Origin of the sequence: Dysgonomonas sp. ZJ709 (genome assembly GCF_011039195.1) — a bacterium.
GTDB lineage: Bacteria > Bacteroidota > Bacteroidia > Bacteroidales > Dysgonomonadaceae > Dysgonomonas.
On the sequence record NZ_JAAKEM010000002.1, the window covers coordinates 67367 to 90430 of the forward strand.

Sequence of the window (23064 nt, forward strand, 5' to 3'; positions counted from 1 at the left end):
TGAGACTCCCGCAAGGGAGTTTTTTAGTTAAAGTGCCGTAATAAAACTACTCGAAAATATTAGCCGCGATTTTATTTACAATCTGTCTCTGGCGGTTCTCAAGCATAATTAAAAGTCTATTCTCTTTCTGGATCAAGGTTTTGATTAATAAACTTTATTTTTTACCTTTGTGTCGAATTGACAGAAATCCATTTTCTGATAATTATTTATGTATAGGCAAAAAACTTTATGAAACATTTATTTTTTTATTCTTTAGTTATTCTCTTCTCTGTTCTGCCACTAAAAGCTCAAGTAACAATTGGTACAAATAATAAGCCCCATTATGGAGCTTTATTAGATTTGACCGGAGGACAATCAGACTCTGGAAGTAATGCAGTTGTATCTAAGGGATTGGGGCTTCCTCGTGTAGCCTTAGAAAAAATAGATCAGCTATTTCCGATGCTTAAGGGGGATTCTGACTATGAAAATGGAACAACAAAAGGCGATCTTGATGCGAAACATATAGGACTGCTGGTTTATAATACCAGCATGTGTGTAGACAACAATAGTGCAAACCCTCAGGGACTATATGTTTGGGATGGTCTGGAGTGGAAATTACTCACCGAATTAGAATCCGAAAATATCGTTATATATAAAGATCAGGACAACAAGGATTTTAAAGCACGGTTGTTCGGTGATGCCGGTATTTGGATGGTGGAGAATCTGGCGGTAACCAAATTCGCATCAGCTCAAGGAGGCGCTTCGCTTCCCACTACTCCCGCGAATGCCGGAAGCAGTGGTGATCCCAGATGGTGTTATCCCGGTACTAATAATTTAGACCCGACTCTTTTTAATGCACAACCCGAATTGGGACTTCTATATAATTGGTACGCTGCTACAAATGGTAAGACTCATCCCGGCACAGACGAAGGTGGCACCAGCGAAGGAGCCAGAGTTCAAGGTATCTGCCCCGACGGATGGCATCTGCCGAGCGATAAGGAATGGACAGATCTCGAAAACGAAATAATTAAGAATACCTCTAAATATTCGACTATGGCCGATATCGGAAGCCCTCTTTTGGAGTACGACAGACCCTCCGGTGCGACAACAAGCCCACATGGAAAAGCGATGAAAGCACAATGTATGATCTCCGGTAGCGAGTTGCCCGAATCGTATGGGGCAAGCTTACCTGCATACAAAGGTGGGTTCGATGCCTATTTAGGCGGCTTTTCTCCTTCCTCTCAGTTTTACGGTCAAACATCCTATTTCTGGACGAGTAGTGCTTATTATGCAGCAGTTACACCGAATACAAATAGTGCATGGAATAGAAAAATAAACGCAGTAAACGGTGCAGGTAATCCTGAAAATTATATATCCAGAACAGGTATGGGACGACAATTCCTGACAGCGATACGTTGCAAGAAAGATACAAACACACCCTGATTCTGCTTCTTATCTATTATCGATGAATACGAATGGAGAAATATGATTCTCCCAATTAAACATAAATCAAACCCCTGAGAATCTTTCGGTTTTCAGGGGTTTTTTGTATATTTATTTTATGAAAGAGAACAAATACGATAATCCCGATTTTTTTTGCATGAAAGATGAATTGTGCAGACCGATGATGCTTTTAATTTCTGCTACAAAAAAATAGTAATATGCTTACGGACATTATTGATCATATTCGGAAATATGTTAAACTAGACGACAATGGTATCGAGGCTATATATAAATACGTCAAGTCGTTATCGTTGAAACGGGGAGAATATCTGTCTGAAGAAGGATCGGTATGTAAGGCCTATTATTTTGTAAATAAGGGCTGTCTTCGCATGTTCTATAACAATGATAAGGGTCTGGAACAAATAGTCCAATTTGCGATAGAAGATTGGTGGCTGACAGATTACTTTAGCATTAGTACCCAAAAGGTATCAGAATATAATATTCAGGCGGTCGAAAATTCAGAAGTATTATCTATTAATTATGCCTCATTAATTGAGCTAACGAACGAAGTACCTCTCCTTGAACGTTATTTCCGTATGATGGCAGAGAGGGGATATGCCGCTTCTCAATTCAGGCTTAAATTGATTTTCAATCTCTCTAAAGAAGATATGTATTTGCATTTCAACTCGTTATTCCCCACCTTTATGCAGCGGATACCACTATATATGATCGCATCATATCTGGGAATTACACCCGAATATTTAAGCGAAATACGAAGAAAAAACGCGAAACTCTGATTTCTTAATCCAGCTTAATTTTTGTCTGCCTTCTTATCCATAATTTTGTGATCTGTTTTAATTATTAATAAAGAAATCATTATGGATAAATCAGTCATTTTTACCGAAAAATTTATAGAAGTACTTGAACATGAAGGTGTCGTATCTATCGTTTCGTGGGGTGTAGACGAGCCGCATGTCGTAAATACGTGGAACTCGTATATTGTGATTGCAGACGAGAATCGACTATTAATTCCTGCATATGGTATGCGCAAGACAGAGAAAAATGTGATGGTTAACGATCAGGTCAAAATAACGATCGGTAGCCGCGACGTTTTAGGCTATAAAGATTATCAGGGCACAGGCTTCCTGATCGATGGAACAGCTAAATACCTTGATTCGGGTGCGGATTATGAGTTTATGAAGGAGAAGTTTTCTTTTCTTACGAGAGTTGTCGAAGTTACTGTAACATCAGCCAAGCAAACATTGTAGTATTCGTTAAGGTGTTTTGATAATCGGTGTAATGCTGATTTTTACTATTTTATTTGCAAAAAGGGTGTACTGCTTGAAAATGTTCGTATCAATGTTAATTTAACCATTTCTTTTGTATATATTTGTGTTAAATCTATATAAAATGATATTATGAGAAAATTATTTTTGGTGGCTATTCTGGCATTGGTGACATTTATTAATGCAAGTGCGCAAGACGTGGGTCAGATGTGGGTTGGAGGATCAGCTAGTTTATGGTCGAGTAAGGATAAAGGGACTGACGAAAGTCAGACATCTTATAGCATTCTTCCCGAATTTGGCTATGTAATCAGTAAAAATATTGGTATTGGTATTGTTGTCGGTTATAGGCATGAGGAATTTGCATCATATAGTTATATTAATAATATGGAGCAGATTGAAACTGTGGCGACAGAAAGTTATGTGATTAATCCTTTTGTTCGTTACTCTTTTTTGAAAGGGGATATTGGAGGTCTGTTTGTTGATGGCGGTATCTTATATGCGCATTCAAAACAAAAAGAATACGATGTTACCTCGCATCAAATTGAAGTAGGATTCAGACCTGGTGTTGCTATTAATGTTTCTAGTAAAGTTTCTTTGTTAGGGAAATTTGGATTTTTAGGATATCAAAATGATAAAAGTAAATATGGTCTTAGTGATTACAAAAATGAAAGAACGACAAACGGCTTTGGATTTAAACTGAATATGAATAACGTACTTCTTGGAATGATTCTCAAATTCTGATCAGATCATTCAATCTTTTCAGATTGTAATCTGAGAACTAAAGATATTATGGTAGGGGATTGTTTGCTTAAAAGCAGGCGATCCCTTATTTATTATTTTGAGCTCATCCTGACTTTTAACTACATGGTCACACAAAGTATCACAGAGTGTTATAAATAACGGATTTAATATCAGGATATAAAATAACATAAGTTCGAAATGAAAATTATATAATTATGAGTTATAAGTTGCCTATCTGTCGTTCTCTTTTTTATTCTCTCTGTCATTTTTTCTCTGTCATTCCGAACTGAAAGGAGGAATCTGTTACCACTTGAGGTCATTAGCCAATAGCTATAAGCTTATCGGTTCGACACGACTTCTACATAAATAATTGACTATTACGTTTTGAATATCCTTATATTTGCCTATTCAACTTGTAAGATATGAATAAGATAGATAAAGCATCTTTTATACAAGCAGTGTACGATATTGTGAAAACTATTCCGTCCGGTCGTGCCACAAGTTACGGTGCTGTAGCCAAAGCAATAGGCTATCCTAATCTGTCGCGAATGGTGGGGCGTGTTATGAGTGAATGTAATTCTGCAAAGACAGGCATTCCCGCCTATCGGGTTGTAAATAGTCAAGGTATATTGTCAGGAAAAGAAGCCTTTGGCATCTCGGGAGAAATGCAAAAGATGCTGGAGTCAGAAGGAGTAACTATTGTCAATGATAGGATTAAAAACTGGAAAGCAATCTTTTGGGATCCTATGGACGAGATACAGATATAAAACATTCTGTATACTATGATAAAACGTCAGGCTTGTTGTGGGAGCCTCTAACCTTTGCTACGATTAATGATATCCCCTGACCAATAACAATAAAGCCAAAGAGTAAAGTCGGCATATACCACACTATATAATCCATGTGAGGATGCTCTGAAGCATGCTGTTTAAAGATGATAAACCAAGATAATGGCGATAGCACCGAGAATAAAGTAGTTGATATCAATGCCAGATTCTTCATCTTGTCTGCCTGATTTAATTGTTTGCTGATAAAGTATATTGCAACACCGAAAAGGCAGATAATAAGGAAGAATACCCCAAAGTAAAATTTAAATTCGGTCTGAGGTAGAAATCCGAGATCAAATACATTCCCCTGAAAGTACTTCTGAAGAATCTCTCCATATGTTTCGCTTTGTTCTATTATACCATAAGTAGCTCTTTTGGTATAAGATACGAGTATGTGGTTAATGCCATCACTAAAAGAACCTTCGAGCGATCTTATTTGCATTATCAATACAAGCATTTCCGCTAAGACCGCTATCACCATTGTGATTCCGGCTTTGAATGCGAAACCGATAAAAGATCGGAAACTTTTTTGCTCCAAAATATAGTAATACACTATAGGGCACATTGCGGCTATCAGAGTAGATGTGATAAATTCAAATCCGGTGAAGAAGCACTTTGCAAAAACAGCAAGGAAAAGATAAATGAGGATTTTGTTATTGCTTATCTTATCTTTGAAGTTATGCTTCTTCTCGAAGAGAAGCAACATTGTTATAAATGGGATGTAAAAACTCCACAAGGCCCACCAGAGATTGTGAGCAAAGTTATTTATCCATGGCGAAATAAGTAAGAGAAATAAGGTGATTATGCTGCTTGTTCCACCATAATTCCGATATACCCATCCAATGAACAATACGAAGCAAAGCGCTACTAATGCAGCATTCAAACCTTTAAAGAGCCTTAGATTCCCCAGATTGCCAAAAGGGCTTATCTTTTGTATCACACTATAGAGAATTGCTTGTCCGCCTGTCTGGCTTTTGTAGGCAACAAATTTATTAGGAAGGGGGCTGTTTGTTAGATAGAGATCGTGTTGAATTGATAAATTGCGACTATATTCTTCACTCATAGTACTTATTCCGAGGCTGTCTGTTTTCAGGTATTCGGTATAATTTAATCCTGTGAGTCCCCCGTATGAAAATATTCCATCGTGAGCCGCTTTGGCTATTCTCCCTACGACTAGCCCTTCGGGTTGCCGCTCGAAAAATAAGAACATATTTTCGTCAGAAACTTTCCATATATTGACAGAATAGCTTGAGAATAGTATAAGGAAAGCGATACAAAGAAAAATTGCCTGCTTAATATCTTTTGGTTTTTGCAGCTTCATCAAAATTTAATAATGAGTATTTGAAATTTTTCTTGTCGAATTTAGAGATATTATCCAATATCAAGCCGCAAGTGTATAACAGAACCGCTATTATGACGGAAGCTACCGCTGCAATGGCAGTAGGTACTTTATATACATATTGATACTCTATATAATCTATAATTGGAAAAACACCTAGTATTAAGCCAATTAATAATATAAATGCTGATATAAGAGTGAAAAAACTTAGCGGTTTGTAGAGACGGTATAGATTGAAGAATAACTTCAATACCTTATAGCCGTCCTTATATGTATTTAATTTGGATACGCTACCTTCAGGGCGGTCGCGATAGTCTATTTGTATTTCGTGTATTTTGAAATCGTAGTTCAGGCAATATATAGTAAGATCAGTCTCCAGTTCGAACCCTGAAATCAACGAAGAATAATTCTTTACAAATCTGCGACTGAAAAGTCTGTATCCCGAAAGTATATCATTAAGGGAACTATGATAAAATTGGTTTATCAGTTTCTTTACCAGATCATTTCCGAAATTGTGGAACGGTCTCTTGTTCTCAGCCAGATATGTTTTGTTCGACAATCTATCGCCAATCACCATGTCTGCATTTGTCTTTTCTATGCACTCGAGAAGTTCTTTTGCAGCCTCGGCAGGATAAGTGTCATCGCCATCTACTAACAGGTAATAATCGACATCGATATCACGGAACATACTTAAAACCACAGCACCTTTGCCCTGTGTCGTTTCTGTTCTTACGATAGCTCCGGCGGAAGTCGCCTCTTCTATCGTATTATCAGACGAATTATTATCATAAACGAATATATCTGCTTCGGGTAGTACTCTTTTGAAGTCCGAAACAACTTTTCTTATTGTCAATCCCTCGTTATAACAAGGTACCAGTATAGCTATTTTCATAAAGACGTAGTTAGATACTTATTGCAAATATAATGCAAAAAAGCAGATTAGCTCTGTGTTTGTAATAGTTTGTTTAGTTGTAACAGTTAAGAATATCAGATTCTTATAAGCACAGTTAAGTTCAAATTAGTGTTACGCTGCGACTGCCATCCTCTTGTATTTTAATGCTGACATTCACCGTATCTTTTGGCAGTAGGTCTTCGATGAGTTCAGGCCACTCAATGAAACATAGGCTGCCGCTGTAGAAATAGTCTTCATAACCAAAGTCATAAGCTTCCTCTATTTTATTGATACGGTAGAAATCAAAATGGTATATGAGTTCCCCCGTCTCCGATCGGTATTCGTTTACAATAGCAAATGTCGGGCTGTTGATTGTATCTGTAACGCCAAGGTTTTCACATATTGCTTTTATAAATGTAGTTTTACCGGCTCCCATTTCTCCTCTGAAAGCGAAAACGGTATTGTCGCCCATCATCTTTATGAATTCGATGGCAGCATCGTTAATTGTATCCAGTGATTCTATCTTTATTTCCATAATAGTCCTTATTTGGGTGTCATTGTTATAAATGGGACAATCATTTCTTCCATCGATATTCCCCCGTGTTGAAATGTATCGGTATAATAAGATACATAATGGTTATAATTGTTGGGATATGCAAAGAAATCATCTCCGGTTGCAAAGATATACTTTGTACTGATATTTGGAGTCGGAAGTCCTATTTTTTGTGGATCGCGAATGTCATAAACTTTCTTACGATCATACTCCAGATTGCGTCCGACCTTATATCGTATGTTGGAATTTACACTTTTATCACCTATCGTTTTCATCGGGCTCTTTACACGGATAGTGCCATGGTCGGTAGTCAGGATAACTTTACATTTCATTTCGGCAACCCTTTTCAATAAATCCATTGTGCTCGAATGTTTGAACCACGAACGGGTTAATGAGCGGTATGCAGCTTCGTCGGCAGCCAGTTCGCGTATCATCTTCGATTCGGTACGCGCATGCGAAAGCATATCTACAAAATTGATGACAATTACATTCAGCTTTTTATCGCTCAATGTGTTCATATTCTGAATCAGTTTTTCTCCTGCGGCCGAAGTCGTTAATTTGTGGTAGGAAAATGAGTCTTTTCGCCTGAATCTTTCCATAAGGGTTTGAATCAGTACCTCTTCATTCAGATTCTTACTTTCATCTTCACTTTCGTCTACCCACAAGTCGGGAAATGTTTTTGCTATCTGTGCAGGCATCAATCCCGAGAAGATTGCATTGCGCGCATATTGTGTCGCTGTTGGTAGAATGCTGCAATAGGTTTCTTCTGTAAATGTAAAATCATTGACAAGAAGATCTTTTACCTCCATCCATTGGTCGAGGCGTAAATTATCAATAAGTATGAAAAAGACGGGTTTGTCACCCTCTAGTAATGGAAATACTTTCTTAGGGAAAAGTTCGGGGCTGATGAGCGGTCTGTTTTCAGGGTTTTGTATCCACGATTCGTAGTTTCTCTTTATGAATTTGCAAAATCCATTATTAGCCTCTTGTTTTTGAGTATGCAATAGATCGATCAAAGGGTTCTGTGATGCAGTCAGTTCAAGTTCCCAATAGATAATTTTCTTGTATATTTCTACCCAATCATAGTATGTTATAGAATCTGTAATCTGAGCACTTATTTTACTATAGCCTTCCCTGTAACCTTCGAGTGTAGCCTCCGATACAATGTCATCTTTGTGCAGATTTTTTTTGATAGATAGTAATATTTGATTCGGATTGACAGGTTTTATAAGGTAGTCGGCTATTTTCTTACCTATGGCATGTGTCATTATACCCTCATCCTCGCTCTTTGTGATCATTATAACAGGAACACTGGGATTAATCTCTTTGATCATAGTCAGTGTATCCATACCGGTTAGCCCCGGCATGTTTTCATCTAGAAATACAACATCGAAACTCTCGTTTCTGAAAGCTTCAAGCGCATCTTGTCCGCTATTAACAGGAGTTACCGTATAACCCTTTTCTTCGAGAAAAAGAATGTGAGGTCGCAAAATATCGATTTCATCATCTGCCCAGAGTATACGTCCTTTCGCCATGTTGTAAATTTATAATAAATCTATTTATATCAATTGTTAAAAGGTAACAAAGGTGACACTTTTACCCCTTTTTTGACTGTAACTTTTTACTTGCTTATCTAACTATCCAGCTCTATATAGATAAAATTGAAAGTAATGTTTTATCCGTTCTATAAATGAAAAACAAGCCACATTATAGTAAAGTGGCTTGCTCTATATCTATTTGCACTTTAGTTAAAACCAAAAGTACATACAGAACTGCAATAAGTGAAACGGAGATGGTTAAAAATTATTATAAGCTATCTCCAAAGTCTTCTTTAAATTTCGCAATTAATTTTTCAGGCCAATCGCTGATTGGTTCAAGACCACCCATAAAGAAACGGAGAACAGGTGGTTCGTAGACAAATTTAAGTCCGCCTATCAACTCACGATTTTCGTACAGCCAAGTCATACGGTCTTCTACATATTTAATTTGCGATAATGTAAATACACGGCGAGGAATAGCCAGTCGTAGCAATTCCATATCAGCATAAGTTTCATTACCATATTCGTCGCGTTGATTGGATACAGAACCGCGCTCCATACCTCTTACACCCGATATAAGAAAGAATGCAGCAGCCAGTGCTCCCGCAGGATATTGTGTTTGTGGTATATGGGCACATATTCTCATTGCGTCTACGTGGCAGCCTAATACACCGGCAGGAGTAACGACCGGTACACCTTTACTTTCTAATGCTTTTACGAGGTATTCTATGAATTGCGGACTTTGGCAGATCATTGTCTCGTCAAGTGTCTCATATAAGCCTACCGCAATAGCTTCTATCTCACGAACCGACATGCCCCCATAAGTGAGAAATCCTTCAAATAGAGGTACTAAAGGTTCTAGTTCTTTAAAGATGGCGTAATCATTCGTGCAGATACCACCTCCTCGCGAAGAACTTAGCTTACGTGCCGAGAAGTAAACAAGGTCAGCCAGATCTGTCATGCAAAGAATAATTTCGGCCATCGAGCTATTCTTGAATTCTTCTTCACGTTGTTTTACCAGCCATGCATTTTCGCCAAGTAGGCTCGCATCTAATACAAGACGTATTTTGTGTTTAGTAGCTATCTCTCTTACGCCGCGCAGATTTTCGATAGAAAACGGTTGACCGCCAATTAGGTTGGTCGATGCTTCCATTCGGATATATGGTATATTAGATGCACCATGTTTTTTGATACACTCCTCTAATTTTTCCAGATTCATATTTCCCTTGAATGGGTGTTTACTACTTATTACATAAGCTTCATCATATAGTAACTCCTCTATTTTACCGCCATATTGAGTAATATGAGCCATTGCTGTGGTAAAATGGTAGTTCATCGGAACAATATTCCCTTTGCGGATAAATGCATGCGAAATAATATTCTCGGCAGCACGTCCCTGATGAACGGGTAATAAATATTTTTTGCCAAGTACTTCTTCTACCGCTTTTTGATAACGTACAAAGCTTTGAGATCCTGCATAGGCATCGTCGGCGCTCATCATTGCCCCGAGTTGTTTATCGCTCATGGCATTTGTTCCGCTGTCTGTAAGCATATCCAGAAATACATCTTTGGTATCAAGCCTAAATGTATTGAACCCTCCTTCGTATAGGGCTTCCAGTCTTCGTTCGATGGGAACTAAATGAAGTTTTTGTACAATGCGGACTTTGTGTAACTCAAGTGGAATGTTTTCTCCACTGTAGAATTTAATTTTTTCAGTGTTATTAGACATGTTGTTAGTTTATTGGATTTTTAGGTTTCAAATTGTTCGCGCAAGGTAAAAATAAAAAGCGTAAAAAACAATAAGGTTGTCATTTGCTTGTTAAATGACAACCTTACTTTAGTTTTAATGTTTTATTTTAATGCTTCATTTATTGCATCCAGAAGATATTCCTTCGGATCGGAGCTATATTCCCAGAACATAACGCCTGCCATGCCATTTTGCAAAACATATTCGCATTTAGCTTTGACCGATTGCTCGTCATCGTAGGTTACAAATAGTTTTTCACCGCTATTAAACAGATAAGGAGCGTGGGCGATACTATCCCACGATTTTGCATACCCGTTTCTATTTTCGAGACTATCTTTTATATATGTAAATCCTTTTCCCGATACTTGTTTCTCAACCTTATCGCCTAAGCCTTTAGTAGCATCGTCTTTCAGTTTGAAAGTACGACCGTAGAAAGCGATGCCCATAACCAGTTTGTTTGCAGGTACTCCCGCTTTAATATATTCTTGCACAATCAAATCGGCACTGCGCTTAGGTTCATAGCTGTCCGAGGCATAAAGGTTGGTGTGATGGATTGCTATTTCACTCGATTGAGCATCATAAGTCATAATGTTTACATAATCAAGGTATTCCTGTGCTTTACCCATTTCCGTATTTTCAAGAAACTTGCTGAAGCCTCCGGTTGCAGTAGTTAGCAAATAAGGTTCGTTTGTGATTTTAGTTACAGAATCCAGTTTTGCTCTTAGGGATGCGAACATAAGGGTGTATGTTTGTTTATCTTCCGGGCGGTAGATATTACCATCGTCTCCCGGTATTGCAGGATATTCCCAATCGATATCTATACCATCGAGCTTATAAGTAGTCATAATATCCAGAGCCGATTGAGAAAAAGCCTCGCGACCTTCTGCTGTTAACACGGCATCAGAGAAATTTTTACTCCAACCCCAGCCTCCGAGAGAAATAAGTATTTTAAGGTCGGGATTTTTCTCTTTTAGCAAATTTAGCTTTCTGAAATTAATCGTATCTGTTGCCTCGTTAGTAAGAACCGCTTTCCCGTCCACTACATTTACGAATGCATAGTTGATGTGAGTGATTTTATTTGCCGATACTTTGTCTACATCGGTTTCTCCTCTGAAACCTCCTACATAAGCTATAATGATTGTTTTGGGTGCTTCTTTCTTTTCTTCCGGTTTTTGAGGACATGCGGTTGTCGATAATGCTACTATTGCCAATATGCAATATGTTACGAAGTGTGTTCTCATGGTCTTGTGGCTTTAAATGAATACTAATATTAAAAATATTTATTTTCAAAAATAGTAATCATTATCCACATTATCGCTTTTTCCTTTGAATATATTGAATCGGTAAGAGAAACTTAGCATAACGAACTGATTCAGTGTGTTAGTCCTTGTGTCCGACAGGTAGTTTCCGCTAACGTATCGGGATACATTGTTTCTATCGTTAAGTATATCGAATAATTGTAATTTCAAGGAGCCTTTTTTCTGTTTAAGGAATAGTTTGGCTATCGATGCATTCCATAGCATTTCGCTTGTTTGGAAATCATCCCCGTAACCTGCAAAATAAGAGTATTCGAAATTACTTTGAATAGAAAAATCGTAGGGTAACTTTACCAACGTTATATTGCTGAATACATAATTTGTTGTTACTCTGTTTTGCGCATTAGTCAAATTGTTCTTTGTGATACTATGGTTTATATTGCCTTGCAAGCTGGTTTCAAACTTTGTCGATTTAAATCTGACCATAAGTTGCTCACTAAGAACAATATTATTGGTTATTGCTTTTTCGCCATTGGTGAAACCTTTATTCTTATAATAATTGACAAAGGTATTAGTGTTGATCGTGAATTTTTTATTACGTAAAGGCGTATTATACATAAATCCCAGATTAGACCCTATATTGCCATTTATATTGCGGTACGTGTTCAGGCTGTTTCCCTGTGCATCGATAAGGGTATAATCGACAATATTGTTGAATGTATAGCGAAAGCTGCCTGAAATCATCATAAAGCGGTTAGTCTCATAATCGGACTTCTGATAATTAAAATTGAAATTATTGTCATAGCTGGGTTTCAGATTGGGATTACCGTAGTATTTACTCAATGCATTTACAACCGTAGTGTCTGCCGATATTTGGTTTATTGCCGGCTGCCTGCTATATCCCGAATAGTCGAAATCGAGATTGGTTGTAGTATTGGGTCTGTACGAAAAGTGTAGAGTGGGAGAATAGTTTACTACATTTTGTGTTATATCCTCGATGATTGAATCGCCGAGGCTTATATTGCTCTTCGAATAAGAAGGATCAATGCTGATACCGAGGGTATAATTATATTTCTCTTTTGTCCCCTGAAAGTTCAGGCTTATATTTTGGTTTATATAATCATTAACTGTATTTCGACTGAATGGTTTGTCGATGATAGTGTAATTGCCCTCCTCATCTTTTTTACGAGCATCCCGATCCCTGTCCGAATGATTATTATTATAATTATAAGCGAACTGCAATGAATGATCTTTGTTTATCGGCTCCACATAAGAAAGTGAAAAGGCATAGCCGTTTGTTGTGCTTTTGGTCGTAAGCTTTTGGTCTATAATGTTATCGGGGATCTCTCCGCTATAACTCGTTAGGGAATAGTTCATTCCCTTGCTATCATCTTTTCGCAAGGTGTGATTTAATGTCAGGCTGATGGTTCTGCCTTTGCTATTTAGCTTCCGGCCGATCGTAAAAACATTGTTGATGTTATAACCATTGCCTTTGGAGTCATTAATGTTGTAGCCCGATGTTGTGTCCATTTGTGCCACATGCGATATGCTGGTTGATGTTTGGTTGATGTTGGAATTGTTGAAATTGATATAAGACCGGGCGAAAATGGTGGTTGATGAATCGGGTTCCCAACTGAGATTCATACCTCCATTGAAGTTTTCCCGTTGATTCTCGTTTTTAGAATCTTGCCTCGATGTACGGTCACCTGATGATAGAAATGTTTGAGTTTCGGTTTTGGTCTCTAGCATGTTTTCATTGTTCGAGTAGCGTATATTACCCCCTATCTTGAATTTCTTCGATGCTTGTGTGTATAAGTTGAACCCTGCATTTTTATTTCGTTCCACTCCATCACTCGATACGAGATTGTCATTGTTGTTTACATTGTTTATATTACCTACAAATGATGCCTGATTTTTATCACGCATGTAGTTAACAATAGCCCTGTTGGCATATTTGTCGCCACTGCCATAACCGACTCTTACATCACCGAATATGCTTTGCTTAAGTTCCTCCTTCACAATAAGGTTGAGGACTTGTTCGGGATCTTTATCTCTGAATCCGGTTACTTTGGCTGTTTCAGATTCTTCTTTGAATAGTTGAAGTTTCTTTATCATGTTGGCAGGCAGGTTAGCCAAGGCCAAAGCAATATCGTTGCCAAAAAACTCTTTTCCGTCTACCAATATTTTTTGTACCGGTTTTCCATTGGCAGTTATGTTTCCATTGGCGTCGAGTTCTATACCGGGAATATTTTTTATCATATCCGACAGCATTGCATTTTCTTCGCTGGTATATGCAGCTGCATTATATTCTATGGTATCGCCTTTTACAACAATATCGGGAGACTTTGCCTCTACCACGGCTTCGCCAAGCATAAACGCATCTTCTTTCAGATAGACTTTTTCGAGATTGTAGTCGGGCTGTTTAGAATTGAGTTCAATATTTTGATGGAATTTTGTATATCCGATGAAAGATATCTCGATTATATATTTCCCTTGAGAAGTTAATAATTTAAAATTTCCGTCAATGCCTGTAACAGTACCTTGTATATAAGTGCTGTCGCTTTGCTCTAGTAAACGGATACTTGCTTGGGGAATAGATTCTCTCGTTTTTGCATCATACACGCTACCTTCTATATGACTTTTTGCCTCTCTGCTTGGGGTTTGAGCCAAAGCGGAGAGAGTTATCATAGTATAGATGAATATGAACAAATAGCGCATTATGAACACCGTTTTTTGAAACAGCTAAGATAGCTTTTTTACAATAGAGTGTAAAATTGGCATAATTCGTTAAACTATGACAACTTTTATGTCAAAAAAAAATAGTTACTTTGTGCAACTTATTGCTAAACATATAGAAGTAACGAAAAAAAAGATTCAAAAATATGTCGGAGGATGTTTTTAAGAAAATAATTTCACACAGTAAAGAGTATGGTTTTGTATTTCAATCTAGCGAAATCTATGATGGACTAAGCGCTGTGTACGATTACGGTCAGATGGGAGTTGAATTAAAAAACAATATTAAAAAGTATTGGTGGGATAGTATGGTGCTTCTTCACGACAATGTGGTGGGTATCGATTCTGCAATATTTATGCACCCGACTATTTGGAAGGCCTCAGGACACGTTGATGCTTTCAACGATCCGTTGATTGATAATAAAGATAGTAAAAAACGTTATCGTGCCGATGTCCTTATCGAAGATCATCTGGCTAAGATTGACGACAAAATAAACAAAGAGGTAGAAAAAGCAGCAAAACGTTTTGGTGAGACTTTTGACGAAGCTATGTATCGCGAGACCAATCCAAGAATCTTGGAGAATCAGGCGAAGCGCGACGAGATTCATACCCGTTTTGCAAAAGCATTGAACGATAGTAACCTCGAAGATCTGCGTCAGATTATACTCGACTGTGAGATTGTATGCCCTGTTAGTGGTACACGTAACTGGACAGAAGTTCGTCAGTTCAACCTGATGTTTGCTACTGAAATGGGCTCTACTGCTGATGGTGCAATGAAGGTATATCTTCGTCCCGAAACGGCACAGGGTATCTTTGTGAACTTCCTGAATGTGCAAAAAACAGGTCGTATGAAGATTCCTTTTGGTATTGCGCAAATTGGTAAAGCATTCCGTAACGAGATTGTAGCTCGTCAGTTCATTTTCCGTATGCGTGAATTTGAACAAATGGAAATGCAATTTTTTGTTCGTCCCGGTGAAGAATTAGAATGGTTTGCTAAATGGAAAGATATTCGTATCAAGTGGCACAAAGCTCTTGGATATGGTGATAATAAATATCGTTTCCACGATCATGACAAACTTGCTCATTATGCAAATGCAGCTACAGATATAGAATACGAAATGCCATTCGGGTTTAAAGAAGTGGAGGGTATCCACTCTCGTACCGATTTCGATTTGAAGAGCCATGAAGAGTTTTCAGGTAAAAAATTACAATATTTCGACCCTGAACTCAATAAATCGTATACTCCTTACGTTATTGAAACATCAATCGGCGTCGATCGTATGTTTTTGTCAACTCTTTCGGCTTCGTATTGCGAAGAAGAACTAGAAGGTGGCGAGAGTCGAGTAGTGTTGAAGTTACCGCCGGCATTAGCTCCGATAAAATTAGGTGTACTTCCATTAGTGAAGAAAGATGGTTTGCCAGAGAAAGCTCGTGAAATAATTGATACTCTGAAATTCGATTTCAAATGTCAGTATGACGAGAAGGACAGTATCGGTAAGCGTTATCGCCGTCAGGATGCCATTGGTACTCCGTTCTGTGTGACAGTCGATCATCAGTCGTTAGAAGATAATACAGTAACAATCCGTTATCGTGATACAATGACTCAGGAGCGAGTTGATATCGATAAATTGTCTGGTATTATTTCTGAGAAAGTGAGTATGAAGAATTTACTAAAAACAATAGGTTGATATTTTAATATAAATAGAATGAATAAAAAAATATATGCACTGTTTGCTTTTCTTGTATGTGCTGTAATAGTTTTCTCTTCGTGTGCTGAAGACGATGACGATACGGCTCTCATGGAATGGAAAGCATACAATGAAAAGCTATTTAGCGATGTTGCCAAGGGTGGTGAATATAGAGCGCGTGCCTCATATAGTGGTAACGGTGATATATATTGGAAAACATCAAATACAATCAAGTCTCAAGAAACGAGAAAAACACCGGAGGGAACCCCTCATATGACGGATACTGTTGTTTGTCGATATACCGGTTGGTATTATACATTAGATGGTACGAAATACATATTTGATACTACTGAAGATGACGCTAATGCTCAAGCAGGCAGGGAGTTTCCTATGATTGCTTATGATACAAATGGTAATTTTACAGGTGTAATGGATGGATGGACGACTATGTTGCTAGCCATGGCTGTAAATGACGAAGTTGAGTTTTGTATTCCTTATAATTTAGGATATGGGTCTGCGGGAAATTCACCGAAGATACCGGGCTATACAACTTTGTGGTTTACAATGAAATTATTGGAAATAAAACCGAGTAATCCAAATGAATAACCTAAATGAGATAACGATAGATTAAAATACATCCAATAATAAATTCTCAATAGCCTTCACAACTTGTTTGCGAGGGCTATTATATTTATTGATCATTATTGTAAAAGCATACTTCTTTTCTCCATTTGTGTAATAACCGGCAAAGCATTGCACATCGGCTATGCTACCACTCTTTACATACACTTTCCCCTCCAGTCGTGTTCCTTTCAATAAATTACGTACAGTTCCTTCTTTTCCTGCTTTGGCGAATGATTTAAGGAATATGTCTGCATTCTTACTTTCGTTTTGCATATATACCAATACATCACATATAAATGTCGGACTAACAGCGTTCGATGGTGCAAGGCCACATCCGTCATGCATAAATAATGCATCTGTATCCAGTCCGTGTTCTTTCCATAATGCATTCGTTTTTTCTATACCATTGTCCAAGGCCGAAGAGTATATATCACTATTATTACTTCGCCCGATGGTACGTATAAGGTGCTCTGCATAATGATTATTGCTTCGTACATTTATATCTCTTATAATATCTTTTAGAGGGAATGATTGATGTATATAAAATATCTCTTCGTCATACACCATTTTTTCTTTTGAATACATTTGCTGATGATATTGCTCGAAAGTTGTACTCAGCCTTTCGACTCCTATATTATTTTGCTTTAGCTGCTGCGAAACTATTTCACCCAAAAATAGACCCGGATTAGGTATGTCGCCTTTTAGTGATATGGAGCTTCTTCCGGCAGGTAATTTTCCAATTAACAGTCTGTCGTTGGAAAATGGTTCTCCAACTATAAAGCCGGTGTTCTCCCCTTCGGTGTCGATTCTTAAGGTATTTCTGAATCTGATATTATTCATTCTGGGGTTCGTCCTCACGATGAGAGGGCAAGTGTCTTGCCGCAGGGTGTTTAGGTATAATTGGTACGTATTGTCAAATATGCTGATGCCGTAACTTCCCGAAGCATAGTAATTCCCAATATCTTCCCGTAGCCATTTTTGCGCAATACCTTCATATCCGAAATAATCATCTATTATTACTATTTCCAAATCTTGATTTGTTCCGAATGCTGATTCTATTTGTGTTGACCATTCTGAAAGAAATGCTTCTTGATCGTTTTCGAGATACATTGTGCCTAGGGTCGGATCTCCATATCCATGAATAAATAACTTGTTGGTTTGATTTTTATCTTTTGCTAATGTAGTTTTATACCTGTAGTTTGCTCCCAGAGTTTCCAGAGCCGTGGCAGTAGTCACTATTTTAAGTATCGAAGCCGGAGTATATGACCGGTCTTTATTATACGAACCTATCTCTTTACCCGAAAAATCTTTGATGCAAATTCCGATCGATGCATGTTCTAAACCGGGATTCTCGACAAATCGCTGAACAGCCGCTTGTCTTTCTTGGGCAGGCAGTATATAAATGCTTAAAATAAAGATGATTGATAAATATAGAGTCTTCCTTTTCATAGTGGAAAATTAGTTACATAATATCCGAAAAATAAAATATCTTTGTAAAGATATATAATAAATAATAATACTCAAGGTAAGCATATGGTACAACGTTTTGATCAGCCATTCACTTTAGATAGAGTTGTCCGCTTAATAATTAGTGCTTTAGCTATAGGTGGTGGACTCTATTTGCTTTATTTGTTGAAAGGGGTTTTACTCCCTTTCTTTATAGCATGGCTTTTTGCTTATATGTTGAATCCTGTTGTGCGCTTTTTGAAGAAAAAGCTACATATTGCTCATAGTTTTGCTGTTATACTAACGTTGTTGTCGGTTGCAGGCGTATTTACATTATTGGGAATTTTGCTTGTTCCTCTTATCGAACAAGAGATATGGCAAATCAATAACCTGATTAGTAATTACGAATTTACAACTATCAGTAGTGATGGTATTCCATTGCATATGGCTGATATTATAGACCGATATGTCGATTTTAAGGAAATACGCAATAGCTTATCCAGAGATACGATGATCGAGACAATACAATATGTCAGTCCAGCATTAGAGAGGCTCTTTTCGGATACAATTTCATTTCTGTTGGGATTTACAGTGGTTTTTATTGTGATATTATACCTTATTTTTATAATGCTCGATTATGATAAAATTAACGAATTCTGGAGATTTCTTGTGCCACCTAAATATCGCCCTGTGGTGAACCGTATAACGGTTGATGTCGAAAAAAATATGAATACCTATTTTCGTCATCAGGCGCTCATCTGTATTATTCTTGCGGTGCTTTATGCTGTTGGCTTTCAGATTATAGGACTGCCGTTAGCAATCGTTTTTGGTATTTTTGTCGGTCTGGTGCATATGGTTCCTTACTTGCAGGTAATCACTTTTCCTCCGGCTATACTTCTTTGCTGGCTGCGAGCATCTCAAACGAACGACACTTTTTGGGCTATGATCGGATTCACTATTCTTGTTTATATTATCATTCAGTGTATTCTCGATCTGTTTTTAGTGCCAAAGATAATGGGTAAAGCAATGGGTTTAAATCCCGCAATCATCTTACTTTCATTGTCGATATGGGGCTCTTTTTTTGGAGTAGTAGGTATGATTATTGCTATTCCGTTGACAACTTTATTGTTATCATATTACAGGCAGTTTCTTACAGCCGCCGAGAACTTGCAAATGGATACTCATTCTGAAAATATACCGCCCCACGAGGGATAGGATTAGGGTTATTTTTTATACCTTTATGCTTCTTTTTCGAAGGATGGGTAATTATATAAAGTATCGATAATTATCTTATACAATAAAGAAACTTTTTGGTAGTATAACTACGTAATAATAAATAGGTCTGTGACCTTAATTAATAAATATGCAATGCAACTAACAGCTAAATTAATTCAAGTAATGCCTGTACAAACCGGTATGGGTAAAAATGGAGAATGGAGAAAGCAAAACATCATTCTCGAGACAGATGGAACCTACCCTAAGAAAGTATGTGCTACAGTTTGGGGAGATAAAATAAGTGACGCAGTGTTACAAATCGGTAATATTCTGGATGTATCTTTCGACATTGAAAGTAGAGAATATAATGGAAATTGGTATACAGATGTAAGAGCATGGAAAGTAGAGCCGGCTGGAGCAGCAGGATCAGCACCTGCACCTTATGCAGCTAGCGGTCAGCCTGCACCATCTGCGCCTCCGGTTGATTTTACAAGCGATAGCGGAGATGATCTGCCATTCTGAAAAATGATTTAATATAGGCTAAAGATTTGTCTGTCAAAAAATAAGTCTTATCTTTGCCTCGCAAATAAATTAAAATAAGAAGAACTTATGTATTTAGATTCAGCTAAAAAGCAAGAAATCTTCGCAAAACACGGAAAGTCTAACACTGATACTGGCTCACCTGAGGCTCAGATAGCATTGTTTTCGTTCCGTATTTCGCATTTAACTGAGCATTTGAAGTTAAATAAGAAAGATTATAACACAGAAAGATCATTGAGACGTCTAGTAGGTAAACGTCGTTGTTTACTTGATTATCTAATCAAAAACGATATCGAAAGATACCGTGCGATAATCAAAGAACTAGGTATCAGAAAGTAATTTTCTGGTTAAAAAAGAAAAGAAGAGGTTGTTTCAAAAGAAACAACCTTTTTTATTTTAATTATCTTTGCATCATTATTTGATCACGTATGGAAAAATTGACAATTATAAAAGTTGGTGGCAAGATTGTTGAAGAAGCAGACTCGCTGAAACAATTATTGAAAGACTTCTCACAAATAGAAGGCTATAAACTGTTGGTGCATGGTGGTGGCCGTTCGGCTACAAAGTTAGCTGAGCGTTTAGGTATCGAAAGCCACATGGTGAATGGACGGCGTATAACAGATGAGGAGACATTGAAGGTAGTAACAATGGTCTATGGCGGGCTGGTAAATAAAAATATAGTTGCAGGACTACAAGCTCAAGGTGTAAATGCCTTAGGTTTGACGGGAGCTGATATGAATCTTATTCGTTCCGAAAAGCGTCCTGTGAAAGATGTTGACTACGGATTTGTTGGTGATGTGAAAGAAGTGAATGTCAATTTCCTCGTATCTCTTATATCTCAAGGTGTTGTGCCTGTATTAGCTCCACTCACACACGACAAAGAAGGGCATATGCTTAATACCAATGCTGATACGATAGCCGGAGAAACAGCAAAAGCGCTTGCCAAATCGTTTGATGTAAGCTTGGTCTATTGCTTTGAAAAAAGAGGCGTGCTGATGGATGAGAATGACGATAATAGTGTTATTCCTCGTTTAAATAAAGCAGATTTTGAACGACTGGTTAAAGAGAAAATAATTCAAGGCGGAATGATTCCGAAACTGGAAAACTCTTTTGCTTCGATAGAAGCCGGTGTGAAAGAAGTTATAATCACTAGTGCATCAGAGATAGGACAAAACTTGGGTACGGTTGTCGTGTAAGGTTATCTGAATAATGATATAATAACAAAGAAGGTTACAGAATTAATTCTGTAACCTTCTTTGTTTTAAGCCTCTTCTCAATTTTATTATTTGAGAAGCAATGCTTTAAATTCTTCAAAAGTCTTATCTATTGAAATACTTTTCTTTTCGCCTTTCATGAAAGCTTTTAGCTTTTCGGGAATTTCTACGGATTGATCTATAATAGATTCAACTGTTTCCAGAAATTTAGCAGGATGAGCTGTCTCTAAGAATACACCCGTTTCATTTTCTTTTAAGCCATCTATCAGAGCCTGATAGCCACATGCTCCATGTGGGTCTAGCAGATAACCTGTTTTCTCGTAGGTTGCTTTCAGTGTCTTTCTGATATCTTCGTCAGTATAACTATAGCCTGTAATATCCGATGTTATGGCATTATGAGAATGATTGTATAAATCTAATACCCGTGCAAAATTGCTCGGATCACCTACATCCATTGCATTAGCTATGGTCTGAGTAGATGGGCGCGGCGTATACACACCTGTGTTTAAGTATTGTAGGAAGATATCATTCTTATTATTAGCGGCTATAAATCGTTTGATAGGCAGTCCCATTTTTTTAGCGATAAGTCCGGCTGTTATATTTCCGAAGTTCCCGCTGGGAACACAAAATACGACATCTTTAGCCTTGCCCTGCTTTTTCAATTGTGCGTAAGCATTAAAATAGTAGAATGCTTGAGGCAGGAAGCGGGCAACATTAATAGAATTAGCAGAAGTAAGATTCAATTTTTTGTTTAATTCATCGTCCAGAAATGCAGTTTTAACCATAGCCTGACAATCGTCGAACGTGCCATCTAGCTCGATTGCTGTAATGTTCTGCCCTAGTGTTGTAAACTGACATTCCTGAATATGGCTTACTTTCCCTTTCGGATAAAGTACATATACATGGATTCCTTCTACTCCAAGAAAACCGTTGGCAACAGCGCTTCCGGTATCGCCTGAAGTGGCAACAAGCACCTTCACATCCTTTTGACCTTGCTTCTGAATGAAGTACCCAAGCAAACGAGCCATGAAACGTCCGCCGACATCTTTGAAAGCGAGGGTAGGACCATGATAAAGTTCTAAGCTGTAAATATTATCATTAACATGTACCAATGGTGTTTCGAAGTTGAGCGTATCATATACGATTTTTTTGAGCGTGTCAGCTTCAACGTCTTCGCCAAAGAAAGCATCTGCAACTGTATAAGCAATATCCTGAAAGCTTAATTTGTCAATATTCTCGTAGAATGATTGAGGTAGTACTTTTATTTTTTTCGGCATAAACAGACCTTTGTCCGGTGCCAATCCCTTCACTACAGCCTCTTGAAGATTGACTTCAGATGCCTGTTTGTTGGTGCTGTAATATTTCATAAATATGTTTCTGTATTAGTGAGTAATATTACTTACTCATTCCTCTCGATTTATCTCCAAGATATCCGCCATGATGACGTTTAGCATATTCTTGAGGAGTGAATCCTATTTCTTGCATAGTTCCTACAACCAGTATATCACCAATGGTAGTCATTACTGTAGTCGATGTTGTTGGCGTAAGACCAAGTGAGCATACCTCCTCCGGTTTTCCTGTGGGTAGGCATACATCAGCCTTTTGGGCCAAAGGGCTTTCAGGATCACTTGTTATTACGATAAATTTAATACCTGTGATCAGGTTTTTACCTAAATCGATAAGCTCTATAATCTCCCTTGTTTTTCCGGAGTTGGAAAGAACAAGCATAATGTCATTTTCCTGCAATATGCCAAGATCGCCATGCTGAGCTTCGCTTGGGTGCAGAAAAATGGATGGTGTACCTGTCGAACTGAATGTTGTCGCTATATTCTGTGCAATCTGTCCGGCTTTTCCCATACCACTGGTTACAAGTTTCCCTTTCTTGCGGTTTACCTGTTCCACTATCAGATCGATAGCATGCGAATAAGCATCGGAGATAGGAATGTTACGTATCGCCGATGCTTCATGTTCAAGGATAGAACGTATGTCGTCTCTATTCATTT

21 protein-coding genes are annotated in these 23064 nt (G+C 37.8%); 11 read left to right on the top strand and 10 right to left on the bottom strand.

Annotation, left to right across the window (positions count from 1 at the left end; translation table 11 throughout):
- Positions 1 to 228 precede the first annotated feature (228 nt).
- The 5 genes from G7Y56_RS02545 (at position 229) to G7Y56_RS02565 (ending at position 4216) form a co-directional block, all read left to right on the top strand.
- The gene (locus G7Y56_RS02545) at positions 229 to 1422 is read left to right on the top strand and encodes an FISUMP domain-containing protein (RefSeq protein ID WP_165040828.1); all 1194 of its coding nucleotides are present in this window, start codon (positions 229 to 231) and stop codon (positions 1420 to 1422) included.
- 218 nt (positions 1423 to 1640) lie between these two features.
- Positions 1641 to 2219, top strand: a complete 579-nt coding sequence (locus tag G7Y56_RS02550; protein WP_165040830.1) for a Crp/Fnr family transcriptional regulator — start codon at positions 1641 to 1643, stop codon at positions 2217 to 2219.
- Positions 2220 to 2300: 81 nt separating this feature from the next.
- Positions 2301 to 2690: a pyridoxamine 5'-phosphate oxidase family protein gene (locus G7Y56_RS02555; RefSeq protein WP_185153973.1), complete on the top strand. Its 390-nt coding sequence runs from the start codon at positions 2301 to 2303 to the stop codon at positions 2688 to 2690.
- Positions 2691 to 2840: 150 nt separating this feature from the next.
- Positions 2841 to 3449 carry an outer membrane beta-barrel protein gene (locus G7Y56_RS02560; RefSeq protein ID WP_165040832.1) on the top strand — a complete coding sequence of 203 codons (609 nt, stop codon included), beginning with the start codon at positions 2841 to 2843 and terminating at the stop codon, positions 3447 to 3449.
- 422 nt (positions 3450 to 3871) lie between these two features.
- Positions 3872 to 4216, top strand: coding sequence for an MGMT family protein (locus tag G7Y56_RS02565; RefSeq protein ID WP_165040834.1), 345 nt, complete (start codon positions 3872 to 3874; stop codon positions 4214 to 4216).
- Between the two features lie 13 nt (positions 4217 to 4229).
- Here G7Y56_RS02565 and G7Y56_RS02570 read toward each other — a convergent pair whose 3' ends face one another.
- The 7 genes from G7Y56_RS02570 to G7Y56_RS02600 form a co-directional block, all read right to left on the bottom strand.
- Positions 4230 to 5597, bottom strand: a complete 1368-nt coding sequence (locus G7Y56_RS02570; RefSeq protein WP_165040837.1) for a hypothetical protein — start codon at positions 5595 to 5597, stop codon at positions 4230 to 4232.
- Positions 5569 to 6507, bottom strand: a complete 939-nt coding sequence (locus tag G7Y56_RS02575) for a glycosyltransferase family 2 protein (RefSeq protein WP_165040839.1) — start codon at positions 6505 to 6507, stop codon at positions 5569 to 5571. The genes G7Y56_RS02570 and G7Y56_RS02575 overlap by 29 nt, the downstream gene beginning before the upstream one ends.
- Positions 6508 to 6628: 121 nt before the next feature.
- A complete protein-coding gene (tsaE, locus tag G7Y56_RS02580) occupies positions 6629 to 7042 on the bottom strand; it encodes a tRNA (adenosine(37)-N6)-threonylcarbamoyltransferase complex ATPase subunit type 1 TsaE (protein WP_165040841.1) in 414 nt (137 codons plus the stop codon).
- Positions 7043 to 7050: 8 nt separating this feature from the next.
- On the bottom strand, positions 7051 to 8595 hold the full coding sequence (locus G7Y56_RS02585) for a bifunctional response regulator/alkaline phosphatase family protein (protein ID WP_165040843.1): 1545 nt from the start codon (positions 8593 to 8595) through the stop codon (positions 7051 to 7053).
- 271 nt (positions 8596 to 8866) lie between these two features.
- On the bottom strand, positions 8867 to 10327 hold the full coding sequence (locus G7Y56_RS02590) for a tryptophanase (protein WP_165040845.1): 1461 nt from the start codon (positions 10325 to 10327) through the stop codon (positions 8867 to 8869).
- Positions 10328 to 10449: 122 nt separating this feature from the next.
- The gene (locus G7Y56_RS02595; RefSeq protein WP_165040847.1) at positions 10450 to 11586 is read right to left on the bottom strand and encodes a glycoside hydrolase family 18 protein; all 1137 of its coding nucleotides are present in this window, start codon (positions 11584 to 11586) and stop codon (positions 10450 to 10452) included.
- 45 nt (positions 11587 to 11631) lie between these two features.
- Positions 11632 to 14289 carry an outer membrane beta-barrel protein gene (locus G7Y56_RS02600; protein WP_255498618.1) on the bottom strand — a complete coding sequence of 886 codons (2658 nt, stop codon included), beginning with the start codon at positions 14287 to 14289 and terminating at the stop codon, positions 11632 to 11634.
- 194 nt (positions 14290 to 14483) lie between these two features.
- On the opposite strand from G7Y56_RS02600, the gene G7Y56_RS02605 reads away from it, so the two are divergent.
- The gene (locus G7Y56_RS02605; RefSeq protein ID WP_165040851.1) at positions 14484 to 16022 is read left to right on the top strand and encodes a glycine--tRNA ligase; all 1539 of its coding nucleotides are present in this window, start codon (positions 14484 to 14486) and stop codon (positions 16020 to 16022) included.
- A gap of 18 nt (positions 16023 to 16040) precedes the next feature.
- Complete coding sequence (locus G7Y56_RS02610; protein ID WP_165040853.1) at positions 16041 to 16628, top strand: FKBP-type peptidyl-prolyl cis-trans isomerase; 588 nt, start codon at positions 16041 to 16043, stop codon at positions 16626 to 16628.
- Between the two features lie 21 nt (positions 16629 to 16649).
- Here the strand turns inward: G7Y56_RS02610 and dacB are convergent, their stop codons facing one another.
- Entirely contained in the window at positions 16650 to 18095 is a 1446-nt protein-coding gene (dacB, locus tag G7Y56_RS02615) for a D-alanyl-D-alanine carboxypeptidase/D-alanyl-D-alanine-endopeptidase (protein ID WP_165040855.1), read from the bottom strand.
- Positions 18096 to 18179: 84 nt separating this feature from the next.
- Between dacB and G7Y56_RS02620 the strand changes: the two genes are divergently transcribed.
- From G7Y56_RS02620 to argB, 4 genes are all read left to right on the top strand, one after another.
- Positions 18180 to 19307 carry an AI-2E family transporter gene (locus G7Y56_RS02620; protein WP_165040857.1) on the top strand — a complete coding sequence of 376 codons (1128 nt, stop codon included), beginning with the start codon at positions 18180 to 18182 and terminating at the stop codon, positions 19305 to 19307.
- 129 nt (positions 19308 to 19436) lie between these two features.
- Complete coding sequence (locus G7Y56_RS02625) at positions 19437 to 19829, top strand: DUF3127 domain-containing protein (RefSeq protein ID WP_255491387.1); 393 nt, start codon at positions 19437 to 19439, stop codon at positions 19827 to 19829.
- An 87-nt stretch (positions 19830 to 19916) separates the two neighbouring features.
- Positions 19917 to 20186, top strand: coding sequence for a 30S ribosomal protein S15 (gene rpsO, locus G7Y56_RS02630; protein WP_165022686.1), 270 nt, complete (start codon positions 19917 to 19919; stop codon positions 20184 to 20186).
- An 89-nt stretch (positions 20187 to 20275) separates the two neighbouring features.
- Entirely contained in the window at positions 20276 to 21043 is a 768-nt protein-coding gene (gene argB / locus G7Y56_RS02635) for an acetylglutamate kinase (protein ID WP_165040859.1), read from the top strand.
- A gap of 86 nt (positions 21044 to 21129) precedes the next feature.
- On the opposite strand, the gene thrC is transcribed toward argB, so the two are convergent.
- On the bottom strand, positions 21130 to 22428 hold the full coding sequence (thrC, locus tag G7Y56_RS02640) for a threonine synthase (RefSeq protein WP_165040861.1): 1299 nt from the start codon (positions 22426 to 22428) through the stop codon (positions 21130 to 21132).
- Positions 22429 to 22456: 28 nt separating this feature from the next.
- Positions 22457 to 23062: an SIS domain-containing protein gene (locus tag G7Y56_RS02645; protein WP_165026892.1), complete on the bottom strand. Its 606-nt coding sequence runs from the start codon at positions 23060 to 23062 to the stop codon at positions 22457 to 22459.
- Positions 23063 to 23064 lie beyond the last annotated feature (2 nt).